At 66.6% G+C, this 10,819-nt stretch carries 12 protein-coding genes; 5 read left to right on the forward strand and 7 right to left on the reverse strand.

The window, feature by feature from the left end; genetic code table 11:
- Window positions 1-122: 122 nt before the first annotated feature.
- The 7 genes from ACYAF3_RS13490 to gshB all read right to left on the reverse strand — a co-directional run bounded on the left by ACYAF3_RS13490 (window position 123) and on the right by gshB (window position 6,088).
- Window positions 123-1,394, reverse strand: coding sequence for a dihydroorotase (locus ACYAF3_RS13490; RefSeq protein ID WP_003128956.1), 1,272 nt, complete (start codon window positions 1,392-1,394; stop codon window positions 123-125).
- The gene (locus tag ACYAF3_RS13495) at window positions 1,391-2,395 is read right to left on the reverse strand and encodes an aspartate carbamoyltransferase catalytic subunit (RefSeq protein ID WP_003084569.1); all 1,005 of its coding nucleotides are present in this window, start codon (window positions 2,393-2,395) and stop codon (window positions 1,391-1,393) included. Before ACYAF3_RS13495 ends, ACYAF3_RS13490 begins: the two co-directional genes overlap by 4 nt.
- A gap of 23 nt (window positions 2,396-2,418) precedes the next feature.
- Window positions 2,419-2,931, reverse strand: coding sequence for a bifunctional pyr operon transcriptional regulator/uracil phosphoribosyltransferase PyrR (gene pyrR, locus ACYAF3_RS13500; RefSeq protein ID WP_003084574.1), 513 nt, complete (start codon window positions 2,929-2,931; stop codon window positions 2,419-2,421).
- A gap of 111 nt (window positions 2,932-3,042) precedes the next feature.
- The gene (gene ruvX / locus ACYAF3_RS13505; protein ID WP_003084575.1) at window positions 3,043-3,477 is read right to left on the reverse strand and encodes a Holliday junction resolvase RuvX; all 435 of its coding nucleotides are present in this window, start codon (window positions 3,475-3,477) and stop codon (window positions 3,043-3,045) included.
- A complete protein-coding gene (locus ACYAF3_RS13510) occupies window positions 3,477-4,046 on the reverse strand; it encodes a YqgE/AlgH family protein (RefSeq protein ID WP_003100947.1) in 570 nt (189 codons plus the stop codon). Before ACYAF3_RS13510 ends, ruvX begins: the two co-directional genes overlap by 1 nt.
- Window positions 4,047-4,094: 48 nt before the next feature.
- Window positions 4,095-4,988, reverse strand: coding sequence for an energy transducer TonB (locus tag ACYAF3_RS13515; protein ID WP_003162015.1), 894 nt, complete (start codon window positions 4,986-4,988; stop codon window positions 4,095-4,097).
- A gap of 146 nt (window positions 4,989-5,134) precedes the next feature.
- On the reverse strand, window positions 5,135-6,088 hold the full coding sequence (gene gshB, locus ACYAF3_RS13520) for a glutathione synthase (protein ID WP_105579183.1): 954 nt from the start codon (window positions 6,086-6,088) through the stop codon (window positions 5,135-5,137).
- A 254-nt stretch (window positions 6,089-6,342) separates the two neighbouring features.
- Between gshB and pilG the strand changes: the two genes are divergently transcribed.
- The 5 genes from pilG (at window position 6,343) to pilK (ending at window position 10,818) form a co-directional block, all read left to right on the forward strand.
- A complete protein-coding gene (pilG, locus tag ACYAF3_RS13525) occupies window positions 6,343-6,750 on the forward strand; it encodes a twitching motility response regulator PilG (protein ID WP_003084583.1) in 408 nt (135 codons plus the stop codon).
- Between the two features lie 46 nt (window positions 6,751-6,796).
- On the forward strand, window positions 6,797-7,162 hold the full coding sequence (gene pilH, locus ACYAF3_RS13530; protein WP_003084587.1) for a twitching motility response regulator PilH: 366 nt from the start codon (window positions 6,797-6,799) through the stop codon (window positions 7,160-7,162).
- 50 nt (window positions 7,163-7,212) lie between these two features.
- The gene (locus ACYAF3_RS13535; RefSeq protein ID WP_003084590.1) at window positions 7,213-7,749 is read left to right on the forward strand and encodes a chemotaxis protein CheW; all 537 of its coding nucleotides are present in this window, start codon (window positions 7,213-7,215) and stop codon (window positions 7,747-7,749) included.
- 84 nt (window positions 7,750-7,833) lie between these two features.
- Window positions 7,834-9,882: a chemotaxis chemoreceptor PilJ gene (gene pilJ, locus ACYAF3_RS13540; RefSeq protein WP_003100940.1), complete on the forward strand. Its 2,049-nt coding sequence runs from the start codon at window positions 7,834-7,836 to the stop codon at window positions 9,880-9,882.
- A 60-nt stretch (window positions 9,883-9,942) separates the two neighbouring features.
- The gene (pilK, locus tag ACYAF3_RS13545; protein WP_128669575.1) at window positions 9,943-10,818 is read left to right on the forward strand and encodes a type 4 fimbrial methyltransferase PilK; all 876 of its coding nucleotides are present in this window, start codon (window positions 9,943-9,945) and stop codon (window positions 10,816-10,818) included.
- The last annotated feature ends 1 nt before the right edge of the window (window position 10,819 follow it).

Raw genomic sequence — 10,819 nt, forward strand, 5'->3', positions numbered from 1 at the left:
GGCGGGTTGGTGGCAGAGGCTGGGATAGGGCGCCCGCCCCGGCAACGGATACGCCCCCCGGAATCGCGAACGCGAAGATGAAAAAGCCCGCCGGATGGCGGGCTTTTTCGTGGTGGCAGGGATCAGCCCTCGTGGGTCAGGTGTCCGTCCACCAGGGTGTAGCGCACTCGTCCCGGCAGGCAGTGACCGACGAACGGGCTGTTCTGCCCCTTCGAGTACCAGCTCTCACCGGCCAGGGTCGAACCCTGCGGGTCGAACAGCACCAGGTCGGCGGCCTGGCCCACCGCCAGGCGCCCGGCAGGCAGGCGTAGTGCCTGGGCCGGGCCGTGGGAGAGGCGGGCGAGCAGGGTCGGCAGGTCGAGCAGGCCGTCCTGCACCAGCGTCATCGCCAGCGGCAGCAGCAGCTCGGCGCCGCTGATGCCCGGCTCGGTGGCGGCGAACGGCGCGTTCTTGGCGTCCGCCTCGTGGGGTTGGTGGTGGCTGGCGATGGCTTGTACCACGCCGTTCTTCACCGCCTCGCGCAGGGCTTCGCGGTCGGCCCTGGTGCGCAGCGGCGGTTGCACGTGGTAGAGGCTGGAGAAGCCCACCAGCGCTTCGTCGGTGAGGATCAACTGGTACAGCGCCACGTCGCAGGTCACCGGCAGGCCACGGGCCTGGGCCTGGGCGACGAGTTCGATGCCGCGGGCGCTGGTCAACTGGCTGAAGTGCGCGCGCACGCCGCTCTGTTCCACCAGCAGCAGGTTGCGGGCCAGGGCCACGGTCTCGGCGGTCTCCGGGATCCCCGCGAGGCCGAGGAAGCTGGCGGTCGGGCCTTCGTGGGCGAGGCCGCCTTCGGCGAGATCGGTGTCCTGCGAGGTGAAGATCACCGTCAGGTCGAAGGTCGCCGCGTACTCCAGGGCGCGCCGCAGGATGCGGTTGCTGGCGAAGCCATGCAGGCCATTGGTGAAGGCCACGCAACCGGTGTCGCGCAGGGCCACCAGTTCCGACAGTTGCTCGCCGCCGAAGCCGCGGGTCAGCGCGCCGATGGGGTAGACCTTGGCGTTGCCGGCCTCGCGGGCGCGGTCGAGGATCAGCTCGGCCACCGCCGGGGTGTCCAGCACCGGCCGGGTGTAGGGCGGGCAGCACAGGCTGGTGGTGCCGCCGGCCGCGGCGGCGCGGGTCTCGCTTTCGACGTTGCCCTTGCGTCCATAGCCCGGCTCGCGCAGGGCGACGCTCAGATCGACCAGTCCCGGCGCGGCCACCAGGCCGGCGCCGTCGAGGGTCTTCTGGGCGCTGAAGCCGGCCGGCGCGGCGCCGATGGCGACGATCTTGCCAGCCTCGATGTGGAGGTCGCCGACCTGGTCCAGGCCACTGGCCGGGTCGATGACACGGGCGCCTCGGATACTGATGGTCATTCGGCGTCCTCCTGTTCCAGCTGGCGTTGGGTGTTCTGGCCGCTCATGGCCATGGACAGCACCGCCATGCGGATGGCGATGCCGTAGGTGACCTGGTTGAGGATCACCGACTGGGCCCCGTCGGCCACCGCCGACTCGATCTCCACGCCACGGTTGATCGGGCCAGGGTGCATGACGATGGCATCCGGCTTGGCCAGCTTCAGGCGCTTCTCGGTCAGGCCGTAGAGCTTGAAGAACTCGCCCTCGCTGGGTAGCAGGCCACCCTGCATGCGCTCGCGTTGCAGGCGCAGCATGATCACCACGTCGACGTCCTTCAGGCCTTCGTCGGCGTTGGTGAACACGCGCACGCCGTACTGCTCTTCCAGGCCGATCGGCAAGAGGGTGCGCGGGGCGATCACGCGGATGTCCGGGCAACCCAGGGTCTTGAGCGCCAGCATGTTCGAACGGGCTACTCGCGAATGCAGGATATCGCCGACGATCGCCACCGATAGCTGCTCGAAGTTCCCTTTGTGTCGGCGGATGGTCAGCATGTCGAGCATCCCCTGGGTGGGGTGCGCGTGGCGTCCGTCGCCGCCGTTGATCACCGCCACGTTGGGGCTGACGTGCTCGGCGATGAAGTGCGCCGCGCCCGAGTCGCTGTGGCGCACCACGAACATGTCGGCGGCCATCGCCTCCAGGTTGCGCAGGGTGTCGGTGAGCGTCTCGCCCTTGCTGGTGGAAGAGGTGGATACGTTCAGGCTGATCACGTCGGCCGACAGCCGCTGGGCGGCCAGCTCGAAGGTGGTGCGGGTGCGCGTGGAGTTCTCGAAGAACACGTTGCAGACGGTCTTGCCGCGCAGCAGCGGGACCTTTTTCACCGCGCGGGCGCCGACCTCCAGGAAGGAATCGGCGGTATCGAGGATTTCGGTGAGCAGCTCGCGGGGCAATCCGTCGAGCGAGATGAAGTGGCGCAGCTGGCCCTGGTCGTTGAGCTGCAGCGGGCGCTTGGCGTCTGTCGGCATGGGGCAGGCCCTAGTGAAGAGGATCAGGAAGCGGAGGAAAGGACCTTGCGCTCGAGGGCGAGCGGTGCGGGACCGACCAATTTTACCCGTTCATCGCGACCCAGGGACAGGGTCTGGCCGACCACGTCGGGGCGGATAGGCAACTCCCGGGCGTTTAGGTCGAGCAGGCAGACCAGGGTCACGCTGGCCGGACGGCCGTAGTCGAACAGTTCGTTGAGTGCGGCGCGGATGGTGCGGCCGCTCATCAGCACGTCGTCCACCAGCACCAGGTGCTGGCCGTCGATCTCGAACGGCAGCGCCGACGGGCGGACCTGCGGATGCAGGCCGTTCTGGGTGAAGTCGTCGCGGTAGAAGGAGACGTCGAGGGTGCCCAGCGGCTCTTGGTTGCCCAGTTCCCTCAGCAGCGCCTCGGCGACCCAGATGCCGCCGGTATGGATGCCGACGAAGCGCGGCCGCTCGATGCCGCGCTCGGCGAGATGGGCGCGCAGGTCGCTGGCCATGCGCGGCAGGAGTTCGGCGGGATTGGGTAGGCTCATGGTGGCTCCTCGCTGACATCGATGGGATGGCCGCCGGGAGAGCCCGCTGTAGGGAGGCGCCCGCGGTGGCGAAAGCATAATGGCAAACGGCGGCGTGCCGGCTGCCATGGGTCAATCCGGGTGTTCGGCCAGCCAGCCTTCCAGCAGCAGGGCGGCGGCCAGGGCGTCCACCGGTCGCTCGCGGTAGCCGTCGCGCTGGCCCTGGGCCAGGCGCTCGCCCTTGGCGGCGTAGGTCGTGAGGCGTTCGTCGTGGGTAAAGACCGGCAGGTTGAAACGGCCGTTGAGGCGGCGGCCGAACTTTTCCGCGCGCTCGCTCATCTCGCTTGGGCTGCCGTCCATGTTCAGCGGCAGGCCGACGACGATGGCGTCCGGCTGCCATTCCTTGATCAGCGCTTCCACCCGGTTCCAGTCCGGCACGCCGTTCTGCGCCTTCAATACGCACAGCTCGCGGGCCTGGCCGGTCACCGCCTGGCCGACGGCGACGCCGATCTGCCGGGTGCCGTAGTCGAAGCCCAGCAGCAGGCGCAGCGGCTTGTCGCTGGCCATCAGGCGTGACCGGCCTGGGCGGTGAGCAGGCTGAGGTTGACGCCCAGGCGCGCGGCGGCGGCGCTGAGGCGCTCCTCGGGCGGCAGGTCGAAGAGGATCGCCGGGTCCGCCGGGCAGGTCAGCCAGGCGTTGTCGCTCAGTTCGGCCTCCAGCTGGCCGGCTTCCCAGCCGGCATAGCCAAGGCTGATCAGGCTCTTTTCCGGGCCGGTGCCGGCGGCGATGGCGAACAGCACGTCCTGCGAGGTGGACATCGCCAGCTCGCCCAGTTCCAGGGTCGACTGGTAGCTCAGGCCGCTGGGGTGGAGGACGAAGCCACGGTCGGTCTGCACCGGGCCGCCGTTGTAGATGTCGATGTGCTGGCAGCGCGCCGGCGGCAGGGCGTCCGGCTTGAGCTGTTCGAGGACTTCCGCCAGGTTGAGGCCGCTGGGACGGTTGATCACCAGGCCCATGGCGCCCTGCTCGTTGTGTTCGACCAGGTAGGTCACGGTCTGGGCGAAATTGGGGTCGGCCATGTGCGGCATGGCGATCAGGAAATGATGCTTGAGGTAGGTTGGGCTGCTCTGTTTCATGGCCGCTAGTGTCCTGCTTCGGACGCGAGAAAGCCAGCCTTGCCGGCGCTACTTGCTGGACAGCCGGTCGCCGCGTTCGAAGCGCCAGGTACGGATGATCTCCAGCCGGTCGATGTCGGCCAGGTCGCCGCTGAACGGCGCATAGGGCGCGGCCAGGCGGACGATGCGCTGGGCGGCCTGGTCGAGGATCGGCTCGCCGGAAGACTCCAGCACCTGCACCTCGTAGATGGTGCCGTCGCGGTTGATCGACACCAGCAGCCGCAGGCTGCCGTAGAGCTTCTGCCGGCGGGCCTCGTCGGGGTAGTTGAGGTTGCCGATGCGTTCGATCTTCTTGCGCCAGTCTTCCTTGTACCAGGCGCCCTTGTCGCGCATGGTCGAGGCGGCGCTCAGGCGGTGGATGCGCGGGCGCTTGGCGTAGGCCTGCTGCTCCTTGGCCAGGTCGGCCTCGAGGCTGGCGATTTCCGCCGACAGCTGGGTTGAGTCGAAATGCGGCGCCGGCTTGGCGACCTGCTCGGCCTTCTGTGCCTGGGTCTTGCTCGGTGCCTTCTGCTGGCGCTGGCGGGTGGTGGTCACCGCGGCCTTGGGCGCCTCTTCGCTCCTGGCCTGCTTCGGCGTAGCCGGCGGCGCGACTTTCTTCACCTGGTTGTCCTGGAACGGCGCGACCTCGGTGGTCTTCGGCGCGGCCTTGTGCTCCAGGGTTCCGCTGCCCTGCTGGTTCATCTGCGCGAGGTAGTCGGCCTTCTCCGGCGCCTTGTCGCTCTTGAAGGTGGCCAGGGTGATTTCCAGGGTCTTGCTGATCTGGCTCGGCGCGGGCATGGAGAAGCCCACCCCGAGGATGAGGGCGACGTGCAGGATGGCTGCGATGAACAGGGTGAAGCCCAAACGGTCCGCCGGGCGGACGCCGGCAGCGGCGGAGGGGGACTTGAGGACGGCGGCGTTCATTGCGGATCGTGGTGGCTGGCGTGGGGCGAAGTCTGCCGATGGGGGGCGGAAAAGTCTATGACGCACTCCGCGCCTTGGACACGCGGTCGCTCGCCGTGGCGCATCGGGCGGGCCGAGGCGGGCGGACCGAGGCCCGCCCGCGCGATTCAGCGGGCAGCCAGCTGGGCGGCGATGGCGTCCATCAGCTTGTCGCCGATGCGGGTGTCGAAGGCCTGGTCGATCTCGCGGATGCAGGTCGGGCTGGTGACGTTGATTTCCGTCAGATAATCGCCGATCACGTCGAGGCCGACGAACAGCAGGCCGCGCTCGCGCAGGTGCGGGCCGACCTCGGCGGCGATCCAGCGGTCGCGCTCGCTCAGCGGCTGGGCCACGCCGCGGCCGCCGGCGGCGAGGTTGCCGCGAGTCTCGCCCTGGGCGGGGATGCGCGCCAGGCAGTAGGGCACCGGTTCGCCGTCGATCATCAGGATGCGCTTGTCGCCGTCCTTGATTTCCGGCAGATAGCGCTGTGCCATGACCTGCTGGCTGCCATGCTGGGTGAGGGTCTCGAGGATCACCGAGAGGTTCGGGTCGCCTTCGCGGTGACGAAATATCGACGAACCGCCCATTCCGTCCAGGGGTTTGAGAATGATGTCACGATGCTCGGCGGCAAACTCGCGCAGAATATCGGATCGCCGGCTGACCATCGTCGGCGGAGTGCACTGGGTGAACTGCGTGGCGAAGAACTTCTCGTTGCAGTCGCGCAGGCTCTGCGGCCGGTTCACCACCAGGGCGCCGGCACGCTCGGCCTGTTCCAGCAGGTAGGTCGAATAGACGAATTCGTTATCGAAGGGCGGGTCCTTGCGCATCAGGATCACGTCCAGTTCGTGCAGCGGTTGGTCGCTTTCCGCTTCCAGTTCGAACCAGCGGGAGGCATCGTTGAAGACCTTCAGCGGGCGCATGCGTCCACGCGCGACGCCGGCCTTCTGGTAGAGGTCCTGCTGTTCCATGTAGAACAGCGACCAGCCGCGGGCCTGGGCAGCCAGCAGCATGGCGAGCGAGCTGTCCTTCTTGAAGTTGATGCGCGCGATGGGGTCCATGACGATCCCGAGGCGTACGCTCATGGGAATTCCTCCGAAAGGGGGTGGGTTGTCCGGTCGCGGCGGGGAGGCCGCGTGGCAAGCGGGTTTGACGCTCAGGTTGGCGCCCCGTTTGCGCTTGGTCAAGGAAAAAGCCGGCCTGTTCCGGGCATTATGGATAGAGTTGCGTCGAGTGTGCTAAAAAGGCCCGCGATTGGGTCGCAGCCCGTCGGTGACAGGGCGTTAGCGCACTGAAGAAAACACAGAAGAATGATTCACCGAGTCGATATAGGGCGAACATGGAACAGCAATCCGACGGTTTGAAAGTGATGGTGATCGACGATTCGAAAACGATTCGTCGCACCGCCGAAACACTGCTGAAAAAGGTCGGTTGCGACGTGATCACGGCAATCGACGGCTTCGATGCCCTGGCGAAGATCGCCGATACCCATCCGAACATCATTTTCGTCGACATCATGATGCCGCGCCTGGATGGCTATCAGACCTGCGCCCTGATCAAGAACAACAGCGCGTTCAAGTCCACCCCGGTGATCATGCTGTCCTCCAAGGACGGCCTGTTCGACAAGGCCAAGGGGCGCATCGTCGGCTCCGACCAGTACCTCACCAAGCCGTTCAGCAAGGAAGAGCTGCTGGGCGCGATCAAGGCACACGTACCCAGCTTCACCCCGGTGGACGCCGTTTCCTGATATCCGGCCGCATGGCCGTTGATGCTTATTTCGTGATGGGGATCCCATGGCTCGTATTTTGATTGTTGATGACTCTCCGACCGAGATGTACAAGCTGACCGCCATGCTGGAAAAGCATGGTCACCAGGTACTCAAGGCCGAGAACGGCGGCGACGGCGTCGCCCTGGCCCGCCAGGAAAAGCCCGACGTGGTCCTGATGGACATCGTCATGCCCGGCCTCAACGGCTTCCAGGCGACCCGTCAATTGACCAAGGACGCCGAGACCAGCGCCATCCCGGTGATCATCGTCACCACCAAGGACCAGGAGACCGACAAGGTCTGGGGCAAGCGCCAGGGCGCTCGCGACTACCTGACCAAGCCGGTGGACGAAGAGACCCTGCTGAAAACCATCAATGCGGTGCTGGCGGGCTGAGCCCGTCGCAGCGCATCGCTCACCCTGACCCCGGAAAGACCAGGCCCCGCATGTCGGACGTTCAGACCCCCTTCCAGCTCCTCGTCGACATCGATCAGCGCTGCCGACGCCTGGCCGCCGGCCTGCCGGCCCAGCAGGAGGCGGTGCAGAGCTGGAGCGGGATCGGCTTCCGCATGGGCGGGCGGTTCTTCGTCGCCCCCATGGGGGAGGTCGGCGAAGTCCTGCACGAACCGCGCTACACCCAGCTGCCGGGCGTGAAGACCTGGGTCAAGGGGGTGGCCAACGTACGTGGCCGCCTGCTGCCGATCATGGACCTCTGCGGTTTCCTCGGCACCGAACTGTCGCCCTTGCGCAAGCAGCGGCGGGTGCTGGTGGTGGAGCACCTGGACGTGTTCGCCGGCCTCATCGTCGATGAGGTGTTCGGCATGCAGCACTTCCCGGTGGACACCTTCAGCGAACAGCTGCCGCCACTAGAAGCGGCACTGCAACCCTTCATTCATGGCGTCTTCCATCGAGAGCAGCCGTGGCTGGTGTTCAGCCCGCATGCGCTGGCGCAACACCAGGGCTTCCTCGACGTCGCCGTATAAACAGCTTCACCGGTTGGGCCGGTCTGCCGGCCCGTGTCGTGACATGGAAATCGTAATCGTGGTCGGTCCGGGCGGGGGCCAAATATGAAGAAAATCAACGCAGGCAATCTTTTCGCGGGCATGCGCAGCAGCTCGGTGATCGCGGGGCTGTTCATCGTCCTCATCGTCTCGATCGTGTTGCTGTTCGCCAACTTTGCCTACCTCAACACCCAGTCGAACCATGACAAGCAGTACATCGGCCATGCCGGCGAACTGCGCGTCCTGTCGCAGCGGATCGCGAAGAACGCCACCGAAGCGGCGGCGGGCAAGGGCGAGGCGTTCAAGCTCCTGAAGGATGCGCGCAACGACTTCGAGAAACGCTGGAACATCCTGGTCAACGGCGACGAGAGCACATCCCTGCCGCCCAGCCCCGAAGCGGTGAAGCCGCAGATGGACGTGGTGCAGCAGGACTGGGACGGCCTGCGCAAGAACGCCGACTCCATCCTCGCCAGCGAACAGACCGTACTGTCCCTGCACCAGGTGGCCTCGACCCTCGCCGAAACCATCCCGCAGCTGCAGGTGGAATACGAAGAGGTGGTCGACATCCTGCTGGAGAACGGTGCCCCGGCCGACCAGGTCGCGGTCGCCCAGCGCCAGTCGCTGCTCGCCGAACGTATCCTCGGCTCGGTGAACAAGGTGCTGGCCGGCGACGAGAACTCGGTGCAGGCCGCCGACAGCTTCGGCCGCGACGCCAGCCTGTTCGGCCGCGTACTGAAGGGCATGCAGGAAGGCAACGCGGCGATGAGCATCTCCAAGGTGACCAACGCCGAGGCGGTGGATCGCCTGAACGAGATCGCCGAACTCTTCGAGTTCGTCTCCGGTTCGGTGGACGAGATCCTCGAGACCTCGCCCGACCTGTTCCAGGTCCGGGAAGCGGCGAACAACATCTTCAGCGTTTCGCAGACCCTGCTGGACAAGGCCTCGCAACTGGCCGACGGCTTCGAGAACCTGGCCGGCGGGCGCAGCATCAACCTGTTCGCCGGTTACGCCCTCGGCGCCCTGGCCCTGGCCTCGATCATCCTGATCGGCCTGGTGATGGTGCGCGAGACCAACCGCCGGCTGGCCGAGACCGCCGAGAAGAACGACCGCAACCAGGCCGCGATCCTGCGTCTGCTCGACGAGATCGCCGACCTCGCGGACGGCGACCTGACCGTGGCCGCGACCGTGACCGAGGACTTCACCGGCGCCATCGCCGACTCGATCAACTACTCCATCGACCAGCTCCGCGAACTGGTGGAGACCATCAACCAGACCGCCGTGCAGGTGGCCGCAGCGGCCCAGGAGACCCAGTCCACCGCGATGCACCTGGCCGAAGCCTCCGAGCACCAGGCGCAGGAAATCGCCGGCGCCTCGGCGGCGATCAACGAAATGGCGGTGTCGATCGACCAGGTATCGGCGAACGCCTCGGAATCCTCGGCGGTAGCGGAACGTTCGGTAGCCATTGCCAACAAGGGCAACGAGGTAGTGCACAACACCATCACCGGCATGGACAACATCCGCGAGCAGATCCAGGACACCTCGAAGCGAATCAAGCGCCTCGGCGAATCGTCCCAGGAGATCGGCGACATCGTCAGCCTGATCAACGACATCGCCGACCAGACCAACATCCTCGCCCTGAACGCCGCGATCCAGGCGTCGATGGCCGGGGACGCGGGCCGCGGCTTCGCCGTGGTAGCGGACGAGGTACAGCGACTGGCGGAACGTTCCTCGGCGGCGACCAAGCAGATCGAGGCGCTGGTGAAGACCATCCAGACCGACACCAACGAAGCGGTGATCTCGATGGAGCAGACCACCTCCGAGGTGGTCCGCGGCGCGCGCCTGGCCCAGGACGCCGGTGTGGCCCTGGAGGAGATCGAGAAGGTATCCAAGACCCTCGCGGCGCTGATCCAGAACATCTCCAACGCCGCCCGTCAGCAGGCATCGTCGGCCGGCCACATTTCCAACACCATGAACGTCATTCAGGAGATCACCTCGCAGACCTCCGCCGGTACCACCGCCACCGCACGGAGCATCGGCAACCTGGCGAAGATGGCGAGCGAGATGCGCAACTCGGTATCCGGCTTCAAACTGCCGGAGGGCGTGGAGCAGGCCTGAGCATAGGCGCGGCGGCCGCCTGGCGGGCGCCGCGTCGACACCTTGGACGAGGGGCACGGCATGCAGGCGAACGGCGTCTGGTCACTGCAGCCGCTGGCCGATATGTCGGCAGCGGAGTTCCGCGACTGGCAGGTCCTGTTGGAGAACCGCACCGGCGTGGTGCTCAACGAGCAACGCCGGACGTTCCTGCAGGCCAGCCTGACCGCGCGCATGCGTGAACTGGGCATCGGCGACTACCACAGCTACTACCGCCAGGTGACCGACGGTCCGCGTGGCGCAGTGGAGTGGGCGACCCTGCTGGACCGCCTGACCGTCCAGGAAACCCGTTTCTTCCGTCATCCCCCGTCTTTCGAGCTGCTCGAGCGCTACCTGGGCGAGCGCCTGCGCCGCGAAGGCATGCCGCGGCCCTGGGCCCTGTGGAGCGTCGGCTGCTCCAGCGGCGAGGAACCCTACTCGCTGGCGATGTGCGCCGCGCAGGTGTTGCGCGGGCAGGAACGGGAAGATTTTTTCGGCGTCACCGGGACGGATATCAGCCTTCACGCCCTGCAGCGGGCGCGGCAGGCGAACTATCCGGCCCGCAAGCTGGAGCAACTGGAGGCCGGGCTGGTCGAACGCTATTGCGAACGCCAGGCCGACGGCAGCTTCAGCGTGAAAACGATACTGACCGAGCGCGTCTGCTGCGCCCGGCTGAATATGCTGGACCTGGCGAAGGCGCCCTGGTCCGGCATGGACGTGATTTTTTGTCAGAACCTGCTGATCTACTTCCGTCGCTGGCGACGGCGCGAGATCCTCAACCGGTTGGCCGAACGGCTGGCGCCGGGAGGCTTGCTGGTGATCGGGGTCGGCGAAGTGGTCGACTGGAGCCATCCGGAGCTCGAGCCGGTCGCCGACGAGCGGGTCCTGGCCTTTACCCGTAAGGGGTACTCAGGCACATGAA

Source organism: Pseudomonas sp. TZ252 (assembly GCF_056110345.1).

What these genes read in the sequence shown, in the direction of transcription:
- ACYAF3_RS13490 (WP_003128956.1), bottom strand. Translation starts at nt 1,394, where the DNA reads ATGACCATCAGTATCCGAGGCGCCCGTGTCATCGACCCGGCCAGTGGC.
- ACYAF3_RS13495 (WP_003084569.1), bottom strand. Translation starts at nt 2,395, where the DNA reads ATGCCGACAGACGCCAAGCGCCCGCTGCAGCTCAACGACCAGGGCCAG.
- pyrR (WP_003084574.1), bottom strand. Translation starts at nt 2,931, where the DNA reads ATGAGCCTACCCAATCCCGCCGAACTCCTGCCGCGCATGGCCAGCGAC.
- ruvX (WP_003084575.1), bottom strand. Translation starts at nt 3,477, where the DNA reads ATGGCCAGCGACAAGCCGCTGCGCCTGCTGCTGGGCTTCGACTACGGC.
- ACYAF3_RS13510 (WP_003100947.1), bottom strand. Translation starts at nt 4,046, where the DNA reads ATGAAACAGAGCAGCCCAACCTACCTCAAGCATCATTTCCTGATCGCC.
- ACYAF3_RS13515 (WP_003162015.1), bottom strand. Translation starts at nt 4,988, where the DNA reads ATGAACGCCGCCGTCCTCAAGTCCCCCTCCGCCGCTGCCGGCGTCCGC.
- gshB (WP_105579183.1), bottom strand. Translation starts at nt 6,088, where the DNA reads ATGAGCGTACGCCTCGGGATCGTCATGGACCCCATCGCGCGCATCAAC.
- pilG (WP_003084583.1), top strand. Translation starts at nt 6,343, where the DNA reads ATGGAACAGCAATCCGACGGTTTGAAAGTGATGGTGATCGACGATTCG.
- pilH (WP_003084587.1), top strand. Translation starts at nt 6,797, where the DNA reads ATGGCTCGTATTTTGATTGTTGATGACTCTCCGACCGAGATGTACAAG.
- ACYAF3_RS13535 (WP_003084590.1), top strand. Translation starts at nt 7,213, where the DNA reads ATGTCGGACGTTCAGACCCCCTTCCAGCTCCTCGTCGACATCGATCAG.
- pilJ (WP_003100940.1), top strand. Translation starts at nt 7,834, where the DNA reads ATGAAGAAAATCAACGCAGGCAATCTTTTCGCGGGCATGCGCAGCAGC.
- pilK (WP_128669575.1), top strand. Translation starts at nt 9,943, where the DNA reads ATGCAGGCGAACGGCGTCTGGTCACTGCAGCCGCTGGCCGATATGTCG.